Raw genomic sequence first — 23,611 nt, forward strand, 5'->3', positions numbered from 1 at the left:
GAGGAATGCACGGATGCGCCTGGAATAATGCCGCGGTGACCTCCCCCATCGACGGCCTGCTCGATCCGTTGCATCCCCTCTCCGCCGACCGCACCGCCGATTCGGCGCTGCTCCGTGCCTACCGCTCGGAGCGGAGCGAGAGGACGCCCGTCTGGTTCATGCGCCAGGCCGGCCGCAGCCTCCCCGAGTATCGGGCGCTGCGCACCGACACGAAGATGCTCGACGCCTGCCTCGATCCGGCCCTCGCGAGCGAGATCACCCTCCAGCCGGTGCGGCGGCACGGAGTGGATGCGGGCATCTTCTTCAGTGACATCGTGATCCCGCTGCGGCTCGCGGGGGTCGGCGTCGACATCGTCCCCGGGCGGGGCCGGTGCTGGAGAGGCCGGTGCGCACGGCCGCCGACGTCGCCGAGCTGGCGTCGATCGACCCGTCCGTGCTCGACGAGACGCTCGAGCCGATCCGCGAGGGCGTGCGCCGCACGGTCGCCGGGCTCGGCGACACTCCCCTGATCGGGTTTGCGGGCGCCCCCTTCACCCTCGCCGCGTACCTGGTCGAGGGCGGGCCGTCGAAGGACCACCTGCGGGCCCGCACGATGATGCACGCCGATCCCACCGCGTGGGCGCAGCTGATGGAGTGGACGGCCGAGGTGACCGGCCGGTTCCTCCGCGCGCAGGTGCTCGCCGGGGCGAGTGCGGCGCAGCTCTTCGACTCCTGGGCGGGTGCGCTCTCCCTCTCGGACTACACGACGCACGTCGCGCCCGCCTCCGCCCGCGCCCTCGCGCATGTGCGCGATCTGGCGTTCGACCACGGCGAGACGCGCCGCAACGTGCCGATCGTGCACTTCGGTGTCGGCACGGGGGAACTGCTCGGGGCGATGCACGGCATCGGCGCCGACGTGGTGGGGGTCGACTACCGGATCCCGCTGGACGAGGCGAACCACCGCCTTGGCGGCTTCGTGCCGGTGCAGGGCAACGTGGATCCCGCGCTGCTGACCGCGCCGTGGGAGGCCCTCGAGGCGCACGTCGACGACGTCCTGCGCCGCGGCCTCAGTGCCCCCGCGCATGTGCTCAACCTCGGCCACGGCGTGCCGCCCGAGACCGACCCCGACGTGCTGACGCGCCTCGTCGCGTTCGTGCACGCCTGGCGGCCGTGAGCGAGGAGCGTCGGCGCGACGCCGCGCAGTACGACGTGGCGGTGGTCGGCGGCGGAGTGGCGGGCCTCGCCGCCGCCGCCGAGTGTTTGCGCATCGGCCTGCGCGTCATCGTGCTCGAGGCGGGGGAGCGGGTCGGCGGCTCGGTCGCGCCGCTCACTCTGGCCGGAGTCGAGCTCGACGCGGGCGCCGAGAGCTTCGCCACCCGGGGCGGTCACGTCGAGCGGGCGCTCGCGGCGCTGACCCTCGACGGCGTCCCACTCGCCGAGTCGATCGTGGAGCCGCACACGCACGGCTCGTGGCTGCATCTCTCGGGTGGCCGCTCCGTCCCGTCGCCGCGAGCCGGCGTCCTCGGCATCCCCGGGACTCCGCTCGCACCCGACGTGGTGCGGGCGATCGGCCGTCGCGGCGCTTGGCGGGCCTGGCTCGATACGCTGATGCCGGTGCTGCGGATCGGCCGAGCCCGCTCTCTCGCCGAGCTGGTGCGCACGCGGATGGGCGAGCGCGTGCTCGAGGATCTCGTCGCCCCGGTCGTGTCCGGCGTCTACTCCAGCCGCCCCGACGACATCGACGTCGACCTCGCCGCGCCCGGCCTGAACAATGCCCTCACCCGTGCGGGCTCGCTCGCCCGAGCCGTGGCCGCCCTGCGCGCGAACCTCCCGGCCGGAGTGGCGGTCCGGGGGATCGAGGGCGGGATGCACCGCCTCGTTGCGGCGCTCGTCCAGCGGATCGACTACCTCTCCGGCGAGATCCGCACCGGTGCAGCCGTCCACCGGCTCGAGGGTTCTGACGGCGACTTCGTGCTGACGCTGGTGGACGGGGTGCTGAGCGCGCGCTCGGTGATCGTCTCGACGCCCGAGCGAGATGCCCGAGCGCTGCTCGCCAGCCTCGCGCCCGCGGTCGCCGAGAGCGCGGACGAGTCGCCCGACGACTCGGTCGAGCTGGTGACCCTGGTGGTGGACGATGCACGCCTGGACGCGGCACCCTGCGGATCCGGGGTGCTCGTGGCGCCGACCGCGACCGATGTGACCGCCAAGGCGATCACCCACGCGACCGCGAAGTGGGACTGGCTGGCCGCCTCCCTTCCGCCCGGGCGCCATGTGCTGCGCCTCTCTTACGGGCGGCCGGGCGAGCACCCGCCGCTCGAGGGGCGCCCCGACGCGGAGGCGGCCGCGGTCGCGCTGCTCGACGCCTCGACGCTGCTGGGTGTCGCCCTCGACCCGGCGTCGCTCATCGCATCCGCCCGAGTGCGCTGGGCCAACGTCCGCCCCGCCGCAGCGCTGGGCCGCCGTGCGCACCTGGAGGCGTTCCGCGAGGCGGTGGCCCCGCTTGAGGGAATCGCCGTGACCGGCACCTGGATCGCGGGCACCGGGCTCGCCTCGGTGCTGCCGCACGCCGCCGAGACGGCCACCCTTATCCGGCGTCGACTGGTGCGTCAAGGCGTGGGACTCCCAAGCGAGAACCGCGACGCCGACGGCTACTCTTAGGCCCAGGCATCCGCGCGAGCGCGGCGTGCCCGCGCGGGTGGTCACCGACCGCGTGGACGATCGCGAGAGCGACCCAGGACGAGGAGTAGGCGTGAAGGGCAAGATTCTTTTCGTGGCAGGAGCCGCAGCCGGGTACGTGCTGGGAGCACGCGCCGGCCGCAAGCGGTACGAGCAGATCGCCTCGGCGGCCTCGAAGTTCTGGCAGACGCAGCCCGTGCAGGACGTCGCAGGCGCCGTCGGTGGAGCGGCGAAGACGCAGCTGAGCACGGTCTCGGACAAGGCGTACGAAGTCGTGCGCTCGGTGGTCGTCAAGGCCGTGTCCGGTGGCAAGAAGGCCCAGGGGGCGAGCGAGGCGGAGGCATCGGCCGCCGCTCGCAAGGCCGCTTCCAAGGTCGACGAGGCCGCGGCATCGGGCGGCTCTGGAGGGTCGGCAACCTCCACCTCCACCAGCAAGGCCTAGTGCTCATCCCTCCGGCCGTGCCAGGCGCGCGCCGGCCGGCACGTCCCACCCTCGAGGAGCTCCCGTGGTGAACGAACGCAATCCGAAGAACGCCCGATCGCTGGGGGAACTGGTCGGCGACCTGCCCGGCCTCGTGATCGAACTCGTCAAGGCCGAGGTCGCCTCGCTCAAGAACGAGCTCGCGGGCAAGGCCAAGAGCGCGGGTCTGGCGGTCGCCCTGTTCGCGGTCGCGGCCTTCCTCCTCCTGACCGCCTGGGCGACGTTGGTCACCTTCGCGATCATCGGCATCGCCTCCTGGCTGCCGGCCTGGCTGTCGGCACTCATCGTTACCGTCTTCTTCCTCCTGGTGGCCGTGATCCTCGCTCTCGTCGGCGTGCGCACGATCAAGAAGGCCGTGCCGCCGGTGCCGCAGGAGTCGATCGACAGCATCAAGAAGGACGTCCAGGCGTTCAAGGGAGTGGGCAGCTATGACAACTGAACGATCCGTCAGCAGCAGTACGCCCCGCTTCGTCGACCCGGCGGAACTCAAGCCCGGCCAGCTGAAGGCCGACATCGAGCGAGCGCGGTCCGAGCTCGCCGCGACTCTCGACGCGATCGAGTACAAGGTCAACGTGCCTCGCAAGCTGCGTACAGCCCAGCGGAACCTCGGGCGCAAGCTCCAGGTCGTGCGTCGCGAGAACCCCTCCGCGCTGATCGCGGGAGCGGTCGGAGCCGTCGCCGCCGTGGGCCTGGTCGCCTGGGGCATCGCGAAGCAGATCATCGAGGACTGAGCGCCACGGGGGTCCGGAGCGCTAGCGTTCCGGACCCTTCGGCGCCAGAGCCACTGCCGCTTTTGTGCAACGGCACGAGCGGAGGGATGATGGAGCAATGACCGATCAGACCGCCGGCACGGCGGGTCCCGTTCAGTCCGCCCCCGACACGAGCGCCGCCGCTGCGGCCCCACAGTCTCCCGCCGATCAGGATCACTCCGAGCAGGCCCTGGGATACACGCTCTGGGCGGTTCTTCGCAGGGATCCCGCACGTCCGTTCACCCTCTCCAGCGATGCCGTCGAGCCCGCGGTGAAGCAGTACGAGCACCTCATCGCTCAGCTGGCCGACGAGGGCGTGAGCGTCCGCGGCACCTACGACGTCTCGGCCCTGCGCGCCGACGCCGACATCATGCTCTGGCTCACCGGACCCGCCCCGGAGGAGCTGCAGCGCGGCTACCGCGAGCTGCGGCGCACGGAGCTGCTGGTCGGTCTCCTGCCGACCTGGAACGCGATGGGTGTGCACCGCGACGCGGAATTCAGCGCGAACCACCTCCCCGCCTACTTGCGCGGCATAGCGCCGGCCCGCTGGCTGAGCGTCTATCCCTTCGTCCGCTCCTACGAGTGGTACATCCTCCCCGAGGAGGAGCGCAGCGCGATGCTCGCCCAGCACGGACTCCAGGGCTCGCGGTTCCGCTCCGTCCTGACCAACACGGTCGCCTCGTTCTCTCTCGGCGACTACGAGTGGATCCTCGCCCTGGAGGACGAGGAGCTCGTCACCCTCGTGGACCTCATGCGCGATCTGCGCGCCACCGAGGCCCGCCGCCATGTGCGCGAGGAAGTCCCCTTCTACACAGGCCGGCGCATCGAGGCCGACCAGATCGCCGAGGTGCTTCGATGAGTGACACGACCAGCGAGCCGATCCTCGTCCGCGGTGCCACGCCCGCGGCGGCGTCCGGTCCCGAGCATGTCGAGGTCCCCGTGGCCTACGACGCCATCCTGCTCGCCGGCTTCGGCGGACCGGAGGGACAGGACGACGTGATCCCGTTCCTGCGCAACGTCACGCGCGGTCGCGGCATTCCGGAGGAGCGCCTCGAGGAGGTCGCCCACCACTACCGCCACTTCGGCGGTGTTAGCCCTATCAACGCGCAGAACCGCGCGCTGAAGACGGCGCTCGAGGCCGAGCTCGCCAACCGCGGCATCGACCTCCCCGTGCTGTGGGGCAACCGCAACTGGGCGCCCTACCTGAGTGAGGCAGTAGCGGAGGCGAAGGAGCGCGGCTTCACGAACCTGCTCGCGATCGCGACCAGCGCCTACTCCTCCTTCTCGTCCTGCCGCCAGTACCGCGAGGACTTCGCGGCCGCGCTGGACGCGACCGGACTCGAGGGGCAGCTGCGGATCGACAAGGTGCGCCAATTCTTCGACCACCCGGGCTTCGTGATGCCGTTCGTGAAGGCGGTGCACGACGGTCTCGACGAGCTGCGCGAGCGGATGCCCGACCTCGACGTCGCCACGGAGGTCGAGGTGCTGTTTGCGACCCACTCGATCCCCAGCTCGGACGCCGCGCGCAGCGGTCCTCACGAGCGCCACGAGGACGGCACCGTCGTCGACGTGCATGAGTTCGGCGCGGGCGGCGCCTACGAGGCGCAGCACCTCGCCGTCGCGGAGGTCGTCATGGCCGCCGCCACCGAGGAGGACGTGCCCTGGCAGCTCGTCTACCAATCGCGCTCCGGTCCGCCCACCCAGCCCTGGCTCGAGCCCGACATCAACGATGCCATCGCCGAGCTGCCGGTGCGGGGCCGTCGCGCGCTGCTGATCGTCCCGCTCGGCTTCGTGTCCGACCACATGGAGGTCATGTGGGACCTCGACAACGAGGCCCTTGAGACCTCCCAGGAGCACGGTCTCGTCGCGCTCCGCGTCGCGACCCCCGGCACCGACCCGGTCTACATCTCCGGCCTGATCGACCTCGTCCTCGAGCGCGTCAACGGCGTGCCGACTGAGGAGCGTCCAGCGATGACGGCACTGGGCCCCTGGTACGACGTCTGCCGCCCCGGCTGCTGCGAGAACGTGCGAGCGGGGTTCAAGCCCGCCCTCGCCGGAGTGGCGCCGTGATCGCCGCAGTGGCGCTGTGATCGGGAGCCCTCGGTCGTGAGTATCCGAGTCGGCACTCGCGCGAGCGCGCTGGCAGTGGCGCAGACCAGGATGACGGCGGACGCGATGTCGGCCGTGGCGGGGGTGCCCGTCGAACTGGTGCGCATCGAGTCCGACGGCGACCGCATGCGCGGCTCGCTCGCCTCCCTCGGCGGCACCGGCGTCTTCGTCAGTGCGCTGCGCGACGCGCTGCTCGCGGGGCACTGCGATGCGATCGTGCACTCGCTGAAGGACCTGCCCACCGCCCCGGTGGAGGGACTGCTGCTCGGCGCGGTACCTCAGCGCGAGGATCCGCGTGATGCGCTGTGCGCACGCGACGGCCTCACCCTGGCGACTCTGCCCGTCGGCGCTCGCGTGGGGACGGGCTCGCCCCGCCGCCGCGCGGCACTACTGGCCGTGCGTCCGGACCTTGAGATCGTGGACATCCGCGGGAACATCGACACGCGCCTGCGGCGGGTGTTGCCCGGCAGCGCATCGCCGCTGGACGCGATCGTGCTCGCCCTGTCGGGCCTGCGCCGCCTGGGTCGGGTCGACGCGATCACGGAACTGCTCGGCTTCGACGTGTCGCCGCACGCGCCCGGACAGGGTGCACTGGCGATCGAGGTGCGCGACGAGGAGCCGTCGGAGCAGCTGCGCGCCGCGCTCGCCGCCGTCGAGCACCTGCCCACCCGGGCCGCGATCACGGCTGAGCGCTCCCTCCTCGCCGCGCTCGAGGCGGGCTGCGCCGCTCCGATCGGGGCCTCCGCCCTCGTGGAAACCGACCGCGTGGTGTTGCACGGCGTGGTCTTCGCCACGGACGGCACGGCGTCCCTCGTACGGGAGGTGGCGGAGCCGGTGGATAACGGTTCGGTCGGCGGTGGTCGACATCGAGCGGATTCGCAGTATGGTGGTCGCGAACTGCCCGTCGTCGAAGCCGCGTTCCGCTGCGGCTCTTTGCTCGCTGACGCGCTTCTCGGTGCGGGTGCCGCCGAACTCGCACCCCTGGGAGCCCCGTCGTGATCGTCCCCGCCGCCTACTCCCAGTGGGAGAAGCCGTTGCAGGGCTGGCGCATCCTCGTCCCCCGCGGAGGCCCGTGGGGGGACGGTGTCGCCGCCGCCCTCCGAGCCAAGGGTGCCTCGCCCGTCGTCGCTCCGATGATCAACTTCGCGCCGACCGACGACTTCCCCGCGCTCGAACAGGCCCTCGCCGATCTGGAGGCGGGCGCCTTCGACTGGATGACTGTCACGAGCGCCACCACCGTCGATGTCCTCTCCCTCCTGCGCACGACTGTTCCCGCGAGCACGAAGGTCGCCGCGGTCGGGGAGACCACGGCTGCCGCGCTGGTCGCCGCGGGCTACTCCGTCGACCTCGTCCCCTCCGAGGACAACTCCGCCCGCGGCCTGCTCGCCGAGTGGGAGGAGGCGACCGGCGGCCAGCACCCCCTGCGCGTGCTGACCCTGCGCTCCGAGATCGCCAAGCCGCTGCTGACCGAGGGGCTGACCCGCATCGGGCACGACGTGCGCTCGGTGGTCGCCTATCGCACGGTCGGGGTCCCGGTGGAGGAGCGCGTCGTCGCGGATGTCGCCAGCGGTGCTGTGCACGCGATCCTCGTCACCTCGGGCAGCGTCGCGGAGCAGGTGCAGAAGCAGCTCGGCCCGGTCCCCGAGTCGACCCTCGTCGCCGCGATCGGGCCGCAGACGGCGAAGGACGCCCGCGCCTTCGGCCTGCGCGTGGACGTGGTCGCCGACGAAAGATCGGCCTCCTCCCTCATCGCCGCGGTCGCCGCGGTCGCCACCGAGCGCACCCTCCGCTGATTCTTCCGACGCAACGTCAGCTGAGAGTGCTTGTCATCCACCATCGTGGATGAGTCGGTTTCTCAGCTGATGTTGTGTCGTCGCCTCTGCGCCGGCGTCCAGAGATGCTCCCGGTTGCGGATCAGTGTGAGCAGGACGTCCTCGGTCCGCGGCCAGTCGTCCATGATCTGGTGGTTGTCCAGCCTGAGGCAGAGGTAGCCGCGCCGAGCGAGCTCGAGGTCCCGGCGCCGGTCCTCGCGGAACTGCGCCAGAGAGGAGTGATAGCGGTATCCGTCGCTCTCGACGACAAGGCGTTCGCCGATGATGTCGTCGACGTACCCGACGCCGGGGACGAAGACCTGAGCCCGCACCTGGACTCCATGTCGCCTCATGCTGACGCGGGTCTTGGTCTCCAGGCCCGACTGGCTCCTCCCGTCCACGAGATCGAAGAGAGCCCTCTTTCCGATCGGTGCGAGCGCTCGGAGTGCGTCGAGCTCCTCCATCGACAGCAGGCCCGTGTTCAGCGCGGAGTCGATGGTGACGATCGCGTCCATCTCGCTCACGCAGGTCAGCAGATGCAGGATCGCGGCGCCGATCCCGTCCTGCGCGAACGAGCGCTGCCCCTGCCCCGGCCATCGGCGCCAGTGCCCAACGGTTCCCGCGCGCACCGCCCGGACCGATGACCCGCCGAGGGCGACGTGCAGGGCGGGGCGCTCCACCGTCCACAGCCCGAGGTGCCGCAGGAGGGAGACGCAGGTGAGCAGGCCACCGGATCGGACAGCGGCGAGCTCGAGGGCGGGAGCATCCGCGAGCGCGTACCACCCGCGACGGACACGGATCACCCGGCCGGTCGACAGCGCGTGCTCGAGAGAGGCACGTCGTACTCCAGCGCTGGCGAGCGCGCTCGAGGGGGCAATGCTGCCGGCGGCGGAAAGGAGAGCAAGGAGGTCGGTCACGCGACGAGGATCGACGACTCGGCGCGGGTGCGGGCGCCGATCGGCGTGAACTGTGGAGAACGCGCTGAGCCCTGCGCTGGGGAGGAGCGCTGCCGGGCGGTGCGCTGCCGGGCGGGATTACGCTGGAGAGCATGACTGCCATCCGCCCGCGCCGCCTCCGCACGACCCCCGCACTCCGCCGCCTGGTCCAAGAGACGCGCATCCACCCGGCGCAGCTGATCCTGCCGCTCTTCGTAGCCGAGGGGATCACCCAGGCCCGGCCAATCGGCTCGATGCCGGGAGTGATGCACCACTCGCTGGACAGCGTGCGCGGTGCGGTGACGGAGGCGGCCGAGGCGGGACTGGGCGGAGTGATGCTCTTCGGCGTGCCCACTACCCGCGACGCGGTCGGCTCCGGAGCGACGGACCCGGACGGCGTGCTCAACGCGGCAACGCGCATCGTCGTCGAGGAGGTCGGCGACGCTCTGGTCGTGCAGACGGATCTGTGCCTGGACGAGTTCACCGACCACGGCCACTGCGGCGTGCTGGACGATCGCGGGCGCGTCGACAATGACGCGACGCTCCTCCGCTACGAGGAGATGGCGCTCGCGCAGGCCGCGGCCGGATCGCACCTGCTCGGGCTGTCCGGGATGATGGACGGCCAGGTCGGAGCGATTCGCGCCGCCCTGGACGGGGCCGGGTACCTCGACACCGCGATCCTCGCCTACTCGGCGAAATACGCCTCCAGCTTCTACGGCCCGTTCCGCGAGGCGGTGCAGTCCACGCTCGAGGGCGATCGGCGCACCTATCAGCAGGACCCGGCGAACCGCCGAGAGGGCCTGCGCGAGGCGACCCTCGACCTCGCAGAAGGCGCCGACGTGGTGATGGTCAAGCCGGCGATGAGCTACCTCGACGTGCTCTCGGACGTCGCGGCCGTCTCGGACGTGCCGGTGTGGGCGTACCAGGTGTCGGGCGAGTACGCGATGATCGAGGCCGCGGCCGCCAACGGGTGGATCTCGCGCGAGCCGGCGATCCTCGAGTCGGTGACCGGCATCCTCCGGGCCGGGGCCGACGCCGTGCTCACCTACTGGGCGGTTGAGATCGCCCGCGACCTGCTGCGGTAGCCCCGCGGCGGCGCTCGGCATCCGGTCAGAAACCGCCCCTCGCGGGAAAGGGCCCCGGGCAGCGCACGTACCCTGGAGGAGTGACCAGCTCGGCGAACGACACCCTGTACGAGCGTGCCCGGCACGCGATCCCCGGAGGCGTCAACTCGCCCGTGCGAGCCTTCCGCTCGGTCGGCGGGACCCCGCGCTTCATGGTCTCTGCGAGAGGCCCGTACATCACGGATGCGGACGGCCGCGAGTACGTCGACCTGGTCTGCTCCTGGGGCCCCGCCGTCCTTGGGCACGCGCACCCGGAGGTCGTCGCCGCCGTCCAGGAGGCGGCAGCACGCGGCCTCTCGTTCGGCGCGTCCACTCCGGCGGAGACGGATCTCGCCGAGCTGGTCGAGGCGCGCATCACGGCCGGCGGGGTCTCGCCGATCGAGAAGCTCCGGCTGGTCTCCACGGGCACCGAGGCGACGATGACGGCGATCCGCCTCGCCCGCGGCGTCACGGGCCGCGACCTGCTGATCAAGTTCTCCGGCCACTACCACGGCCACTCCGATGGACTGCTCGCCGACGCCGGCTCCGGATTGGCGACCCTCTCGCTCCCCGCCTCCGCCGGCGTCACTGCGGCGACCGCGGCGCAGACGATCGTGCTGCCCTACAACGACCTGGACGCGGTCCGCGCGGTGCTCGCCACGCGCGGCCCGGACATCGCGGCGGTCATCACTGAGGCGGCCGCCGCCAATATGGGTGTGGTCGCGCCCGATCCGGGGTTCAACGCGATCCTCGCCGACCTCGTGCACGCGAACGGGTCGCTGCTGATCATGGACGAGGTGTTGACCGGCTTCCGGGTGAGCGCCGGCGGCTGGTGGGGGCTCGAGAACCGCGACGCCGAGACTCCGTATCGGGTCGACCTCTTCACCTTCGGCAAGGTTATCGGCGGAGGGATGCCGGTCGCGGCGCTCGGCGGTCGCGCAGACGTGATGGACCACCTCGCCCCGCTAGGGCCGGTGTACCAGGCGGGTACGCTCTCCGGGAACCCGGTCGCCGTGGCGGCGGGCATCAGGACTCTGCAACTGGCCGATGACGAGGTCTATGCCGCTCTTGACGCCACGGCACGGACGCTGCAGCGGGAGGTCTCGGCAGCACTGAGCGCCGAGGGCGTCGCGCACACCGTGCAGACGGCGGGGAATCTCTTCAGCTTCCTGTTCACGGATCTGGGCGGCCCGGTGCGCGACTACGCGCAGGTGCAGGCGCAGGAGTCGTTCCGGTACCCGGCGTTCTTCCACGCGATGCTGGACGCGGGCGTCTCGCTGCCGCCGTCGGTGTTCGAGGCCTGGTTCGTCTCTGCCGCGCATGACGACGCGGCGATCGGACGCATCGTGGACGCGCTGCCGAGGGCCGCGAAGGCTGCTGCCGCCGCTCGGGCGTAGACGTCCGTTCCGGCGTGCCCGGCCGTCCGCTCGCGGAGTCCGGACACGCGGCGTCAACTCCGGCGCGAGACCGACTTCGGCAGCACGAACACCAGGGCGAACGCGGCGAGCTGAATGTATGCGGTGACCGCAGGGACGACGATGCCGCCGGCGAGGCCCCGGACGACGCGGGCGACGACCAGCTGGGCGTCGTCGGCTGCGAGACCACAGGCGACGCTCGCGACGGTGAACAGTGCGACTCCGCTGACGACGACCCACTTGTGTCCGAAGCGGTCGCCGAGGCGGCCAGCGGGGATCAGCGCGAGACCGAACGCGAGGGCGTAGCCGGAGATGATCCAGGAGAGCGTCGACTCCGAGGCGTCGAGGGTGGTGCGGATGGTGGGCAGCGCGACGTTGACGATGGTCGTGTCCAGCAGGGCGATGAACCTGCCCGCGAGCAGGACGATCAGCGAGTGCCAGGCGCGCTTGTCGGGGGCGGGAGGGGCGCCGGTCGATCGGGCGGTCGACGTCTCGGTCATCGCAGGGGTACCTCTCGAAGGGGGAGGAGGGCCTGCCCTATTCGGGGGATACGGCCGGATGTGAATGCTCGCAGGAGAAACCGGATTTCCCCGCGCCGGAATCTGTGGGGCTTTCAGGCGGGCAGCGCGGCTGAAGCGACCGCGCCGGCGTGCTCAGCGGGTTCGCGACTCCGCTCGGCGGGCACAGTCGATGCAGAGCTCAGCCGTGGGCCGGGCCGCCAGGCGGGCAGCGCCGATCGGGCGGCCGCAGGAGGCGCAGTCGCCGTACGCGCCCGCGCCGAGTCGGGCGCGAGCCGCGTCCAACTCGCGCGAGGTGCGCGCCAGGGCGTCGCGCACTCCGGCCATCCGCGACCACTCGGCCGACAACGGAGTGCCCTCCGGGTCGTGCTCGTCGTCGGCGGTGCCGTCGGCGCGATCGCGCAGGAGCTCGACGAGCGAGGCCTCGAGCCGCGCCGTGTCGAGCCGCATCCCGGCCTGCTGCTCGGCCAGCAAAGCGTCCAAGAGGAGCGCCTCGTCCGGATCCATCGACATCCGACCATGCTGCCACCGACGCTCGCCATCGAGCATCGTTGTGCGATCCAGCGCTGACCCGGCGGCAGGCGGCGGGCAGACTAGGGGCATGCCCGTCGTGACCGTGCTCCCCGACCGCCTCGAACTTCGCCTCACCGTGGCCGAGCGCCTGCTCGCGTTCCACCGCAGCGACATCGTTGTCGACCGGGCGAACATTCGCTCAGCGACGGTCACGGAGGACCCCTGGATCTGGGTCCGCGGCGTCAGCGCGCCGGGCACCGCGGTGCCGCTCACCCTCGCGGCCGGCACCTGGAAGTTCCACGGCGGTAGGGACTTCCTGCTGCTCAAGCGGACCGCGTCCGCCGTTGTGATCGACCTGGTCGACGAGGACTACTCCCGACTGATCGTGAGCACGAAGCACGCGCCCGAGCTGATCGCGGCGCTCCAGCTCGGCACCACGACCGCGGCGATCCCCGTGATCGACACCGACGATCCGGTGATCCTCCCCGAGGTCGCGGAGCAGGCGGAGCGGACCCAGGCGGCGGCTGCCGCGGAGCCTGCGCCCGCCGCAAAGCCGTCTTCGAAGTCCCGCAGCACGGCCAAGCAGCGCGCGGCCCGTCCCGATCCGTCCGTGGAGCACGCGTCGGCCGAGCCGAGCGGCGCCACCGAGGCCGCGGAGTAGCCTCGCCGCCGCACAACGTCAGCTGAGAGACGGTCTCATCGACGATGGTGGATGAGACGGCCTCTCAGCTGACGTTGCGTCGTCAGGCGCGGACGTCCACCAGCGTCCGACCGTGCGAACGGCCCGCAAGCAGGTGCTCCGCGGCATCGACGGCGCCGCCGAGCGGCACCGTGGTGGTCAGGCCGTCGAGGAGCTCGAGATCGAGGTCATGGGCGAGCCGGCGCCACGCTTCCTCGCGGAGCTTGCGCGGGGCCTGCACCGAGTTGATGCCCGCGAGCGTCACTCCGCGCAGGATGAACGGCATGACGCTCGCCGGCAGATCGGGGCCTTGCGCGAGGCCGCACGCGGCCACGGTCCCACCCCAACGCGTCTGCGCGAGGGCGTTGGCGAGGGTGTGCGAGCCGGCGGAGTCCACGGCTCCCGCCCACCGCTCGGACTGCAGCGGCTTGCCGCCCTCGTGCAGCTCGGCGCGGTCGATGACGTCGGCGGCGCCGAGGCGCTGCAGCACAGCGCCGTGCTCGCCGAGCCGACCGGTCGAGGCGACGACCTCGTGTCCCAACCGGGCGAGGAGCGCCACGGCCAGCGACCCGACTCCGCCGGAGGCCCCCGTCACCAGTACCGGCCCGCTGCCCGGGCGCACGCCGTGCCGCTCAAGGGCCAGCACGGCCAGCATCGCCGTGAAGCCCGCGGTACCGATCGCGCCCGCGCGCGCCGACGAGATCGCGCCGGGCAACCGCAGCAGCGACGCGGAGTCGACCCGGGCCCGCTCGGCGAGCCCGCCGTCGTAGCGCTCGCCGAGACCCGCGCCGTTCAGCACCACGCGGTCGCCGGAGTCGAAGCGCTCGCCCGCCTCGCCGTCCGCGTACTCCACGGTACCGACCAGGTCGATGCCGGCGACGAGCGGGGTGCGCCGCACGATGCCCGGCCTTCCCGCCAGCGCGAGCGCGTCCTTGTAGTTGACGCTCGAGTACTCGACGGCGATCGACACGTCGCCGTGCGAGCGGTCGGGGTCGTCGCGCTCGAGGAGGCGGGCTCGATTCGGGGTGTCGGTGTCGGAGTCGGAGTGCCGCTCGACGACGATGGCTCGGTACATGGGCCCACGCTACGCCCGCCCGCCCGTGCCCGGGCGGTCAGTTCAGGGGCCGGACGCCCTCGGGGAGGGCTCCGCCGGAGTAGAGCGCAACGGCCGCATCCTGCAGCGCGGTCAGGGCGACGCGCTGCGTCCACGGGCCGTACGAGACCCGGGCGAGCCCGAGCTCCTCGAAGCGGGCGGGGGACTGTGATCCGGGGACGCCGATGACGCTGACGCGGTGCCGGCCGAGGGCGCCGACCAGGGCCTCCAGCTCGACGTCCTGCAGCAGGCCGGGCACGAAGAAGCACGTCGCTCCGGCGTCGAGGTAGGCGCGGCCGCGCTCGATCGCGTCGGCCAGGACCTCGCCGCGGTCGCGCTCGCCGGCGCGGAGGATGACGTCGGTGCGGGCGTTGAGCGCGAAGGGCACTGCCTCCTCCTCGGCCGCGGCGACGGCCTTCTCGACCGCGCGCAGTGCCTCGGGGAGCGGTTTCGCCTGGTCCTCGAGGTTTGCGCCCACGACGCCCACCTCGATCGCGCGGCGGACTGTCTCGCCCGCGTCGCCGTAGCCGGCCTCGAGGTCGGCCGACACCGGTACCTCGACGGCGGCGGCGATCCGCTCGATCATGCCCAGGTGCAGCTCCAGCGGGATCCGCTCACCGTCCTCGTAGCCGAATGTCGCGGCGATCGAGTGGCTCGCGGTCGCGAGCGCGCGCGTCTCGGGGAGCGCAGCGATCGTGGTCGCGCTAATGACGTCCCAGACGTTCACCATCTGCAGCAGCTCGGGGGCGGTGTGGAGGTCGACAAGGGTGCGTCCGCGGGCTTCGATGCTCATGGAACGAGCGTAGAGCCCGCATGCGCGGCGCAGACCGTGGCTTCGCAGTCCGCGCACACCACGAGCTGCGCGCGGCAGGAGGGCTGGGTGCAGTTGCGCATGCGGCTCGTCGGAGCCGCGCAGCAGGCGCACCGGCCGAGCGCCTCGGCGTCGGGGAAGAAGGGCTGGCGGTTCACGCTGCGGACGATGTTCTCGATCGTGCTGGTCTCGCTCCTGGCCGGGCTGCATCCGCTCGCGTTCAGTGAGCTGCGGATCGAGCCCGTCTACGGGGTGCTCACGGGCGATATCCTCGCGGGGATCGGGCTCCTCATCCTCGTCCGGCACGGGTCGAGCCTGGGCGGATTCAGCGTCGTCGCGCTGATCACGCAGGAACGGTTGGGCTGGCGGGCGGGCTACGTGATGATGGCCCTCGACGCTTGCGTGGTAGCCGCGGCGCTCCTGGTGGTGCCGGCGCTGAACGTGCTGATCTCGGCGGCGGGCGTCGTCGTGCTGAACCTGGTGCTGGCGTTCAACCACCGGCCGGGACGCTATCTCGGGTCGTGACCTGCTCCGCAAGCCCTTCGGCGGGCCGGAGCGGGTTCCTAGGCTGAGGTCGCGGGCCCCGCCCGCCTTTCCCGAATGGAGAACCGGATGTCCGACTGGACCTATGACCCCTACGCCCGCCTCGGCGAGGTGCCGACCTTCACGCTCGAGAGCGACGACATCGCCGACGGAGCGCCCCTGTCCGCCCGTCAGTACGGCGAGAGTTCCGGCGGCGAGGACGTCTCGCCGCAGCTGCGCTGGTCGGGAGCGCCGGCCGAGACCAAGAGTTTCGCCGTCACCGTGTTCGATCCGGACGCGCCGACCGGCTCCGGGTTCTGGCACTGGGCGCTCTACAACCTCCCCGCCGACACCACTGAGCTGCCCACCGGAGCCGGAGCCGCCGGCTTCGAGCTGCTCCCGGCCGGCGCCCAGACGCTCCCTAACGAGATGCGGCTGCGCCAGTTCGTCGGAGCGGCCCCGCCAGACCGCGAGCACCGGTACTTCTTCGTGGTGCACGCGCTCGACGTGGAGTCGCTGGATCTGGATCCGGAGTCGACTCCTGCGATCCTCGGCTTCAACGCCCACTTCCACACGCTCGCGCGGGCGCAGATCGTGGCGACGGCGACCCCGGACGGCGCGAAGGGTTGAGCGAGTCGGTCGTGATACGCCGCTGTGCGACTCGTCGCGATCCGCCCTACCCGAAGAGGGTGCGCGCCTCCTCGTAGCGGGCGTCGGGGACCGTCTTGAGGGTGCCGAGCGCCTCGGCGAAGTCGACGTGGTAGATGTCGGTGCCCCGCAGGGCGACCATGCGGCCCCAGTGCTCGGCCACGACGGAGTCGATCGCGGCCATGCCCAGGCGGGTCGCGAGGACGCGGTCGAACGCGGTGGGCGTTCCGCCGCGCTGGATGTGGCCGAGCGTGGTCGCGCGGGTCTCGATGCCCGTGCGCTCCTCGATCAGCGGAGCGAGGAGCTCGCCGATCCCGCCCAGGCGCGGCCGACCGAAGGCGTCCAGGCCGCGCTCGGAGTGGGCGTCGTCCATCGTGTCGAGCGAGAAGCCCTCGGCGACGACGACCAGCGGCGCGCGGCCCCGGTCCTGAGCGCTCTGCACCCACTCGACGATCTGGTCGAGCGAGGTGCGCTTCTCGGGGATCAGGATGACGTGGGCGCCCGCGGCCATGCCGGAGTGCAGCGCGATCCAACCGACATGGCGCCCCATGACCTCGGCGACCATGCAGCGGCCGTGCGAGTCGCCGGTGGTGCGGAGGCGATCCATCGCGTCGGTCGCGATGCCGACGGCGGTGTCGAAGCCGAAGGTGTAGTCGGTGGCGCCGAGGTCGTTGTCGATGGTCTTGGGGACGCCGACGATCTTCAAGCCCGCATCAGTGAGGCGCTTGGCCGCGGCGAGAGTGCCCTCGCCGCCGATCGCGATGATCGAGTCGATCCCCTGTCGTGCCATCGTTTACTTCATCGTCGTGCACGCGCTCGACGTCGAGTCGCTCGACCTCGATCCGGAATCAACGCCGGCGATCCTGGGCGTCACTGCACCCTTCCACACGCTCGCGCGGGCGCAGATCGTGGTGACGGCGACGCCGAGCGGCGCGACGGGGTTACGCGCGGCGGGCGGGTAGGCGTTACCCGGGGCGAATCACCCTTCGCACGCGAGATTCGGACCATCGTTGCCGATTCGCGGCGTCGTGCAGTGCATTCGGAGCGAGGGCGAGCTTCCCCTGACCCGTTGATTCTCCCAAACAAGCCCGGGCGTGATGTCCTTTCCGTCCCGAAGATACTCAGCGTCATAACCTGGGCGCAACGGCCGCTCCTGCTCGCGAGCAAGTCTCTGGCCCCCAGGGGGGCGACTGAGTCTTGAACGTGGGGAAGACTAGCTCGCCGATGGGCGCGGGTCTGTGTCTCCCGATAAGGATCCGCTTCCTGAGCCTGCCGGATGTTCGCTCGACTGCGACTTCGTTGGAACGCTGCCCGTCTGCACATGTTGCCCGGTGATCGGAGTTGCCAGGACCACGGAAACGTCGAGCGGCTTCGATGGCGCCAGATTGGCGGGCGCCCACCGCAGGTAGACGGCTTTCGTCTCCACCGGAGGAAGCCGCAACTCCTTCCTCAGGCTGTCGCGGAGCGCGTCCATGACGGGCTTCAAACGGAAGCCTTCTTTGTTCCCGGTGTTCTGGATGGTCTCGACCGCTCGAATCTCCTCGCACTTGCCGAGCAACACGATGTCGATCACCGCGTCTTCCGCCGCCTGAATCTGCTCGCGCGTCACTGCCTCTCGGTCGACGGCGTTCGCGATCGAATGGTAGGCCTGGATGAGGTACTGAATGCGGAGAGTCCGGCGTTGAGACTCCTGCTCGCGAGACTTCGTCAGCAGGTGACCGACGAGACTTCCTACGAGTGCACCAAGAAGCGAGGCCGCGACGGTAAGGATCATGTTGGTAGTGCTTGAGTCCACCGCGCCAGAGTACGGCCAAGGATCCGTCAGGGAGGGCAGAGCCCCGGAATGGGGTGTCCGAATACGATCGCGGAGTCCTCTACCGTCATGTGGCAAGAGGGTGCTCCTGAGCCGGGCGCGCAGAAGGTCTGCTCGGGCCGACAGCCTAAGATCGAGCATCAACACTCCACTTTGTACCCCGAATTTTCCCCCTTTAAGACGATGCGCCAGTTTTTGAGGTGGGCGATGGCTCGTTCGAGCTGGTAGCGGATCGAGTTCACCTCTTTATTGAAGTGGTGTTCCCATTCGAGGGTTCTGCGGTTTCATGCCCTCGAGGACGCCGCTTGGGCGAAGGGCTGCGATGTCGTGGCGGTGTCCGTCGACGGGGTCGGAGATCCAGGCGAGACGGCCGATGAGGTCACACGCGACCTGGACGTTCACGCCCGTGGTGGAGTGCTTACCGGACCAGAGCGTGGGGCGGTTCACCCAGGACCGGCAAGGGTAGAAGGGTGCCATCGACAATGTACTGACCGTTCACGTCGAGGTCGTCCGCGGTCGGCATGTCATCGTGCAGGGTCGCAGCGATCCACGCGGTGAGCGAGGAGATGGCTCGAGAGATCGTCGGCTGCGACACGCCATATCGTTCGGCAAGCTCGACCTGAGCAGAATTCCGTCGCACATAGGTCACGGTGAGGACGAGAGAGCCGTAGAGTCCGAGGATCGGTGGCCAATCAGGCGCCAACTCCGAGGCCGTGACGTGTCGCAGAACCCGCTCGGCAAGATCCTGACTTTCCTCACGGTTCAGTCCTGTTGTACCCTTCAGGCGCGGCCGTTCTTTCTGGGAATTCAGCGTAGTAACTAAATTCTTACAAGAAAGAACGGCCGCTTTTTCGAGGCGCGCCGATATCACTCAATACGGCACCTGAATAACCCTCCTCGCACTTGCGTTCAGGGCAATTTCTTCGAAAGTTTCCATCTTGGAAATGGGAGGATAATACGAATGACGGTTCGTACAGTGGAACGAACGATCGCCGTTCTCACCGTTGCACTCGGCTTGATCTTCTCGGGAGCAACGGCCGCGGAAGCTGCGACAGGGCCTGGGGGGAATGTGATCACATGCACAGTCTCGCTGGACAATCCGCACCAGTCCGGCCACGTAAACGGAACGATCAGCGCTCAAGGTCTCGTCACTTGCACTGGAACGGTGGCGGAGATCTACATCAAGACGTCACTTCAAAAGGTGAGCAACAACACTGTCGCGTCGCAGACCTTCGATAGTTTCAACGTCAGCCGTGGATCCTCCGTCGGAGCGAAGCCGTGCTCAGACGGCCCGGCGACATTCAGATCGCAGGCGGATGTCCTGGTTCACTTCCCAGCCGGTTACACACCTACTCCGCAGACAGCCAATAAATATAGCCCAAACATCGCTGTGGCGTGCGGAAACGTAAAGAAGGTGACCGGGACGACCAGTGCGACTGACATCGGCTACGGTACGACAACCTGGACAATTGTGGGGGTCAAGAACTAGCCGACAGAGTTGAACATAGCCGAACGGGCCGCCTTAACTCAGGGTGGCCCGTTCGGCTAGGAGGACGCCGGCGCGTAGCCAGACGGTAGTCTCCACTCCCCAGAAAACTGGCATGACTGTACGTCCTCGATAGGCGAACTCAAAACAATCTATTCGCGCCACCGCGAGTGCGGTCACGCACACGCGAGAATATTTGTCTGCCACGCGTCGCCATTGGATGATTCCATCCGCACCACTGTACTTGATTGAGAACTCACACCATTGAGTCGCAGAACGAATGATCAGACTCTTACCGGCCGGCGATCGGGCCACTTTCCACGAGTGAACGTCGTCCAAGGTGTCTCGCGCGGCTAAGTGGGCGAACCACATTCCCGGGAACTCTCCGTCGGAGCTGGAGGTATAGAGGGCGCCTACCGGCTTGTTTCCCCACGTTGCATCGTCGATATCACGCGTCTCGAATTCTGGCAGATTTCGGCGCTGCGAAAGGTGTCGCTGGTCGCCTGCCTGTCGGATTTTCTCGATTGTGTCATCGAGTAACTTTATCGACGGTGGTACTGCAACCCAAGAATCAACTTTTTCGGGATCCACGCCGTATTCCAGGGTTGTTTGACCGGCGACGCTTTCCGGATAGAGCGACTCAACGAACGCTACAGACGCCACAACAAGGTCGGATGACTCGACGCGAGTACTGGCCGTCCCGAGCCCGTAGGACGTACTCGCCTTCCATGCTTGCATCCTTTCAAGCCGTGCCCGGAACTCCTCCATTGATGAATCTCCATCTTTTTCTCTCAGTGCGGTAGCGGTACCCTCGCGGGCGTCGCAATTCATACCTAGGGCAGGACAACCCGGAGGTTTACTGAGCGGTGCTACCCGAAGAGGGTGCGCGCCTCCTCGTAGCGGGCGTCGGGGACCGTCTTGAGGGTGCCGAGCGCCTCGGCGAAGTCGACGTGGTAGATGTCGGTGCCCCGCAGGGCGACCATGCGGCCCCAGTGCTCGGCCACGACGGAGTCGATCGCGGCCATGCCCAGGCGGGTCGCGAGGACGCGGTCGAACGCGGTGGGCGTTCCGCCGCGCTGGATGTGGCCGAGCGTGGTCGCGCGGGTCTCGATGCCCGTGCGCTCCTCGATCAGTGGAGCGAGGAGCTCGCCGATCCCGCCCAGGCGCGGCCGACCGAAGGCGTCCAGGCCGCGCTCGGAGTGGGCGTCGTCCATCGTGTCGAGCGAGAAGCCCTCGGCGACGACGACCAGCGGCGCGCGGCCCCGGTCCTGAGCGCTCTGCACCCACTCGACGATCTGGTCGAGCGAGGTGCGCTTCTCGGGGATCAGGATGACGTGGGCGCCCGCGGCCATGCCGGAGTGCAGCGCGATCCAACCGACATGGCGCCCCATGACCTCGGCGACCATGCAGCGGCCGTGCGAGTCGCCGGTGGTGCGGAGGCGATCCATCGCGTCGGTCGCGATGCCGACGGCGGTGTCGAAGCCGAAGGTGTAGTCGGTGGCGCCGAGGTCGTTGTCGATGGTCTTGGGGACGCCGACGATCTTCAAGCCCGCATCAGTGAGGCGCTTGGCCGCGGCGAGAGTGCCCTCGCCGCCGATCGCGATGATCGAATTGATGCCGTTGCGGGCCATCATCTCTGCGATGTTCTTCGGTCCGCCGTTCTCGCCCTCGAAGGGGTTCGTGCGGCTGGTGCCGATGATCGTGCCGCCCTGCTTGGCGATGCCCTGGATCTCGGGTCGACCCAGCGACAGGAAATCGCCGTCGACCACGCCGCGCCAGCCGTTGCGGAAGCCGACGAACTCCTGGTCGTAGACCTTAATGCCCTTGTACACGGCACCGCGGATGACGGCGTTGAGGCCGGGGCAGTCGCCACCGGAGGTCAGGATCCCGATCTTCACCCGCTCAGGTTAGAGGACCCGGTGAACGGATGTGCACGCGGACGAGGACGGGCCTTTCCTCGCCGCCTCGAGGAAGGGCCCGTCGTCGTGCTCAGTGCTAGTTGGCCTGGCTGGTGTTCAGCTCGCCGTTCACGCCGCGGGGGAAGAATCCACCGGTGCGCGAGGCCTTGGGGTTCAGGTACACGATGTTCAAGACCTGGCCCGGGGTGCGGCTGAACGCGATGGAGCTGCCGTCGGTCGGGACGATGTTCGCCTGGCCATTGACCTTGACGCCCTGGTCGAGGTCGGTCTTGCCGTCGAGGCTGTCGCGAGCGTCGGAGAGCTTGTTCGCCGAGTCGGACAGGTCAGCGGCGTAGATCGCCGAGCGGATGGCACCGGCGTGATACGCCTCCACCGCAAGGATGCCGGCAGCTGCGTCGAGGTAGGTCTTCGACTGGATGAGGGGAGCGGCGCCCTTGTAGGCGGTCACTCCGACATCCTCGAAGACGAACGCGCCGAGCAGGAAGTTGGCCTCGCTCGCGAACGGGTCGAAGGACCCGCCCGCCTTGATCAGACCCGCAGCGGTCGCAGCGGCGGTGAAGCTGGTCCTGAGGTCGATCGCCGGGCGGGCGACCCTCGACGTGCCCAGAGCCGAGCGGAGGAACTTGACGTGCGCCTTCTCGTCGTTCGCGACCTCGGTGGCGAAGCTCTTGAGCCACGGGGTCTTGAAGTCGACGGGGCGACCACCGATGACGCCGCCGGGCGTGCCCTTTCCGGTCACGTCCGAGCCGCCGAGGCCGTCGCCGTAAACGGCGCGCAGATAGAACTCTGCCTCGAGGTACTCGAGGTTGAGGGCGAAGTTGAGGATCGAGGCGTCGCTGGGGCCGCTGGCAGCGACCTCCTCGGCGGAGGCGGTGGGCGCGGCGAGGGCTGCGGCTCCGATGCCGAGGCCGGCGACGCCGGTGGCCTCGAAGAAGCGGCGACGGTCCAGAGCAGTCTCAGAGCTCTTGACGATCGCGTTGCGGATGAAGGTCGTGTCGAACATGTGCGCATCTCCAGTGATAGGCGGGTGTCAGACGGCTGGAGCGCCGCCGCGACATCGCGAAGCTACGCCCGGGATCCGCAGGCTGACCAGTGAAAACGGCGGATTCAATCCGCGCATGTTTTCATGCCCCCTGAACCAAACCGCCGGGCGTGTCGCTCCGAACACGTCGTGAATAGGGGTTCTACGGAGAGCGTCTGCCGCAGTGTCGGAGCCGCCGGTTAGCATCGCTGCGTGTCGATCGCCGCCCCCACTCCCGAGTCCTCGTGGGCGACGGTGTACGCGCCGGCAGAACCGGTGAGTCTCGGGCTCACCCTCCGCACGCTGCTGCGTGGCTCGGGCGACCCGACCATGCTCGTGGACGCATCCGGCTTCTGGCGCGCGTTCCGCACTCCGTTCGGGCCGGGCACCCTGCATCTGCGGCAGGCGGTCGACGGGGCGGTGCACGCGCGCGCCTGGGGCGACGGAGCGCAGTGGCTGATCGACCGGGTCCCCGAGCTGCTTGGCCACGGCGACGACTGGAGCGGGCTCGACCTGTCGGCGCACGCGCCGCTCGCCGAGGTGCTCCGGCGCTCGGTCGGCTTGCGGCTCACCCGCGCAAACCTGGTGTTCGAGATGCTCGCGCCGTCGATCCTGGAGCAGAAGGTCACCAGCACCGAGGCGTGGCGCGCCTACCGCTCGCTCGTTCGGCTGCATGGTGAGCCTGCGCCCGGGCCCGTCGCCCTGCATGTGGCTCCGAGTGCGGAGCAGTGGCGTCGCGTGCCGTCGTGGGACTGGCACCGGGCGGGAGTCGATCCGCGGCGCTCGCGAACGCTCCTCACTGCGGCGCTCGTCTCCTCCGGGCTCGAGCGGACGCTCGCTCTCGGGCGGGGCGGCGCGGAGGTCGCGCGGCGGTTGCAGTCGGTGCCGGGGGTCGGAGCGTGGACGGCGTCCGAGGTGATGATGCGCGCACACGGCGACCCGGACGCGGTCAGCGTGGGCGACTACCACCTTGCCGCGGCGGTCGGCTTCGCGCTCACCGGGCGTCTCGGGGTCGACGACGACGGGATGCTGGAGCTGCTGGAGCCGTGGCGCGGCCACCGGCAGCGGGTGATCCGGCTGATCGGCTGTAGCGGGGTGCGGAAGCCGCGGCAGGGTCCGAGGATGACGATCCAGGACCACCGCCGGCACTGAGACGCTCCTCCACAGGGGCGGCTCGGGGCCGAGTCCGCGGGAGCACCGCGTCACGCCGCGTTCGGGCGCCGAGTCGGGCTTAGCCTCGGAGGATGCAGCAGTCGACGTCCCCAGGAGTGTCCGGCAGCGACCCGGAGCGCGAGCCCGACGACGCGGTCGTGCCGGGCGACGGCGGTGC

General features: G+C 69.8%; 27 protein-coding genes and 2 pseudogenes. 16 read left to right on the top strand and 13 right to left on the bottom strand.

Annotated elements, in window-relative coordinates:
* Positions 1–5 precede the first annotated feature (5 nt).
* From hemE to C1O28_RS00610, 9 genes and pseudogenes are all read left to right on the top strand, one after another.
* Positions 6–1,153, top strand: a pseudogene (gene hemE, locus C1O28_RS00570) (uroporphyrinogen decarboxylase).
* The gene (locus tag C1O28_RS00575) at positions 1,150–2,637 is read left to right on the top strand and encodes a protoporphyrinogen/coproporphyrinogen oxidase (protein ID WP_243392045.1); all 1,488 of its coding nucleotides are present in this window, start codon (positions 1,150–1,152) and stop codon (positions 2,635–2,637) included. The pseudogene hemE and the gene C1O28_RS00575 overlap by 4 nt, the downstream one beginning before the upstream one ends.
* 91 nt (positions 2,638–2,728) lie before the next feature.
* Positions 2,729–3,097, top strand: coding sequence for a hypothetical protein (locus C1O28_RS15485; protein ID WP_097166206.1), 369 nt, complete (start codon positions 2,729–2,731; stop codon positions 3,095–3,097).
* 64 nt (positions 3,098–3,161) lie between these two features.
* Positions 3,162–3,575 carry a phage holin family protein gene (locus tag C1O28_RS00585; RefSeq protein ID WP_097166207.1) on the top strand — a complete coding sequence of 138 codons (414 nt, stop codon included), beginning with the start codon at positions 3,162–3,164 and terminating at the stop codon, positions 3,573–3,575.
* Complete coding sequence (locus C1O28_RS00590) at positions 3,565–3,867, top strand: DUF3618 domain-containing protein (RefSeq protein ID WP_097166208.1); 303 nt, start codon at positions 3,565–3,567, stop codon at positions 3,865–3,867. The genes C1O28_RS00585 and C1O28_RS00590 overlap by 11 nt, the downstream gene beginning before the upstream one ends.
* Positions 3,868–3,964: 97 nt before the next feature.
* Complete coding sequence (gene hemQ / locus C1O28_RS00595; RefSeq protein WP_097166209.1) at positions 3,965–4,744, top strand: hydrogen peroxide-dependent heme synthase; 780 nt, start codon at positions 3,965–3,967, stop codon at positions 4,742–4,744.
* Positions 4,741–5,955: a ferrochelatase gene (locus C1O28_RS00600; protein WP_097166210.1), complete on the top strand. Its 1,215-nt coding sequence runs from the start codon at positions 4,741–4,743 to the stop codon at positions 5,953–5,955. Before hemQ ends, C1O28_RS00600 begins: the two co-directional genes overlap by 4 nt.
* Before the next feature lie 36 nt (positions 5,956–5,991).
* Positions 5,992–6,993 (top strand): hydroxymethylbilane synthase, encoded by a 1,002-nt coding sequence (gene hemC / locus C1O28_RS00605; protein ID WP_097166211.1) that lies wholly within the window; start codon positions 5,992–5,994, stop codon positions 6,991–6,993.
* Positions 6,993–7,787, top strand: coding sequence for a uroporphyrinogen-III synthase (locus C1O28_RS00610; RefSeq protein WP_097166402.1), 795 nt, complete (start codon positions 6,993–6,995; stop codon positions 7,785–7,787). Before hemC ends, C1O28_RS00610 begins: the two co-directional genes overlap by 1 nt.
* Before the next feature lie 62 nt (positions 7,788–7,849).
* On the opposite strand, the gene C1O28_RS00615 is transcribed toward C1O28_RS00610, so the two are convergent.
* Positions 7,850–8,722, bottom strand: a complete 873-nt coding sequence (locus C1O28_RS00615; protein ID WP_097166212.1) for a DUF559 domain-containing protein — start codon at positions 8,720–8,722, stop codon at positions 7,850–7,852.
* Between the two features lie 131 nt (positions 8,723–8,853).
* Between C1O28_RS00615 and hemB the strand changes: the two genes are divergently transcribed.
* Together hemB and hemL are read left to right on the top strand one after the other, a co-directional pair.
* Positions 8,854–9,825 (top strand): porphobilinogen synthase, encoded by a 972-nt coding sequence (gene hemB, locus C1O28_RS00620; protein WP_097166213.1) that lies wholly within the window; start codon positions 8,854–8,856, stop codon positions 9,823–9,825.
* Between the two features lie 80 nt (positions 9,826–9,905).
* Entirely contained in the window at positions 9,906–11,240 is a 1,335-nt protein-coding gene (gene hemL, locus C1O28_RS00625; protein ID WP_181024604.1) for a glutamate-1-semialdehyde 2,1-aminomutase, read from the top strand.
* Positions 11,241–11,293: 53 nt separating this feature from the next.
* Here the strand turns inward: hemL and C1O28_RS00630 are convergent, their stop codons facing one another.
* Entirely contained in the window at positions 11,294–11,758 is a 465-nt protein-coding gene (locus C1O28_RS00630) for an MFS transporter (RefSeq protein WP_237398166.1), read from the bottom strand.
* Between the two features lie 153 nt (positions 11,759–11,911).
* Positions 11,912–12,289, bottom strand: a complete 378-nt coding sequence (locus C1O28_RS00635; protein WP_097166214.1) for a TraR/DksA family transcriptional regulator — start codon at positions 12,287–12,289, stop codon at positions 11,912–11,914.
* Between the two features lie 88 nt (positions 12,290–12,377).
* Here C1O28_RS00635 and C1O28_RS00640 point away from each other — a divergent pair, with 88 nt between their 5' ends.
* Complete coding sequence (locus C1O28_RS00640; protein ID WP_181024603.1) at positions 12,378–12,950, top strand: hypothetical protein; 573 nt, start codon at positions 12,378–12,380, stop codon at positions 12,948–12,950.
* A gap of 82 nt (positions 12,951–13,032) precedes the next feature.
* On the opposite strand, the gene C1O28_RS00645 is transcribed toward C1O28_RS00640, so the two are convergent.
* The 3 genes from C1O28_RS00645 to C1O28_RS15995 are packed head-to-tail and all read right to left on the bottom strand — an operon-like array spanning position 13,033 to position 14,955.
* Positions 13,033–14,043, bottom strand: a complete 1,011-nt coding sequence (locus C1O28_RS00645) for an MDR family oxidoreductase (protein WP_097166215.1) — start codon at positions 14,041–14,043, stop codon at positions 13,033–13,035.
* A gap of 37 nt (positions 14,044–14,080) precedes the next feature.
* On the bottom strand, positions 14,081–14,854 hold the full coding sequence (locus tag C1O28_RS00650) for an isocitrate lyase/PEP mutase family protein (RefSeq protein WP_097166216.1): 774 nt from the start codon (positions 14,852–14,854) through the stop codon (positions 14,081–14,083).
* Positions 14,851–14,955: a hypothetical protein gene (locus C1O28_RS15995; RefSeq protein ID WP_258058637.1), complete on the bottom strand. Its 105-nt coding sequence runs from the start codon at positions 14,953–14,955 to the stop codon at positions 14,851–14,853. Before C1O28_RS15995 ends, C1O28_RS00650 begins: the two co-directional genes overlap by 4 nt.
* Between C1O28_RS15995 and C1O28_RS00660 the strand changes: the two genes are divergently transcribed.
* Both C1O28_RS00660 and C1O28_RS00665 read left to right on the top strand, forming a co-directional pair.
* On the top strand, positions 14,942–15,397 hold the full coding sequence (locus C1O28_RS00660; protein WP_258058636.1) for a YitT family protein: 456 nt from the start codon (positions 14,942–14,944) through the stop codon (positions 15,395–15,397). The two genes, C1O28_RS15995 and C1O28_RS00660, sit on opposite strands and share 14 nt — an antisense overlap.
* Positions 15,398–15,484: 87 nt before the next feature.
* Positions 15,485–16,024: a YbhB/YbcL family Raf kinase inhibitor-like protein gene (locus C1O28_RS00665; protein WP_097166217.1), complete on the top strand. Its 540-nt coding sequence runs from the start codon at positions 15,485–15,487 to the stop codon at positions 16,022–16,024.
* A gap of 46 nt (positions 16,025–16,070) precedes the next feature.
* Here C1O28_RS00665 and C1O28_RS00670 read toward each other — a convergent pair.
* Positions 16,071–16,832: pseudogene (locus tag C1O28_RS00670) on the bottom strand (ATP-dependent 6-phosphofructokinase); the annotation flags it as partial.
* A gap of 16 nt (positions 16,833–16,848) precedes the next feature.
* Between C1O28_RS00670 and C1O28_RS00675 the strand changes: the two are divergent.
* Positions 16,849–17,004 (top strand): YbhB/YbcL family Raf kinase inhibitor-like protein, encoded by a 156-nt coding sequence (locus C1O28_RS00675; RefSeq protein ID WP_202129625.1) that lies wholly within the window; start codon positions 16,849–16,851, stop codon positions 17,002–17,004.
* Between the two features lie 251 nt (positions 17,005–17,255).
* Here the strand turns inward: C1O28_RS00675 and C1O28_RS00680 are convergent, their stop codons facing one another.
* The 6 genes from C1O28_RS00680 to C1O28_RS00705 all read right to left on the bottom strand — a co-directional run bounded on the left by C1O28_RS00680 (position 17,256) and on the right by C1O28_RS00705 (position 22,263).
* Positions 17,256–17,816 carry a Sec-independent protein translocase family protein gene (locus C1O28_RS00680; RefSeq protein ID WP_104248910.1) on the bottom strand — a complete coding sequence of 187 codons (561 nt, stop codon included), beginning with the start codon at positions 17,814–17,816 and terminating at the stop codon, positions 17,256–17,258.
* Between the two features lie 285 nt (positions 17,817–18,101).
* Complete coding sequence (locus C1O28_RS16000; RefSeq protein WP_097166219.1) at positions 18,102–18,332, bottom strand: transposase family protein; 231 nt, start codon at positions 18,330–18,332, stop codon at positions 18,102–18,104.
* A complete protein-coding gene (locus tag C1O28_RS00690) occupies positions 18,274–18,726 on the bottom strand; it encodes a hypothetical protein (protein ID WP_127821382.1) in 453 nt (150 codons plus the stop codon). The genes C1O28_RS16000 and C1O28_RS00690 overlap by 59 nt, the downstream gene beginning before the upstream one ends.
* A 651-nt stretch (positions 18,727–19,377) precedes the next feature.
* On the bottom strand, positions 19,378–20,109 hold the full coding sequence (locus C1O28_RS00695; protein WP_127821383.1) for a hypothetical protein: 732 nt from the start codon (positions 20,107–20,109) through the stop codon (positions 19,378–19,380).
* Between the two features lie 101 nt (positions 20,110–20,210).
* Positions 20,211–21,239, bottom strand: coding sequence for a 6-phosphofructokinase (locus C1O28_RS00700; RefSeq protein ID WP_097166220.1), 1,029 nt, complete (start codon positions 21,237–21,239; stop codon positions 20,211–20,213).
* A gap of 97 nt (positions 21,240–21,336) precedes the next feature.
* Complete coding sequence (locus C1O28_RS00705; protein WP_097166221.1) at positions 21,337–22,263, bottom strand: ferritin-like domain-containing protein; 927 nt, start codon at positions 22,261–22,263, stop codon at positions 21,337–21,339.
* A gap of 231 nt (positions 22,264–22,494) precedes the next feature.
* On the opposite strand from C1O28_RS00705, the gene C1O28_RS00710 reads away from it, so the two are divergent.
* Positions 22,495–23,433, top strand: coding sequence for a DNA-3-methyladenine glycosylase family protein (locus C1O28_RS00710; RefSeq protein ID WP_337189912.1), 939 nt, complete (start codon positions 22,495–22,497; stop codon positions 23,431–23,433).
* The last annotated feature ends 178 nt before the right edge of the window (positions 23,434–23,611 follow it).

Origin of the sequence: Rathayibacter rathayi (assembly GCF_004011095.1) — a bacterium.
GTDB lineage: Bacteria > Actinomycetota > Actinomycetes > Actinomycetales > Microbacteriaceae > Rathayibacter > Rathayibacter rathayi.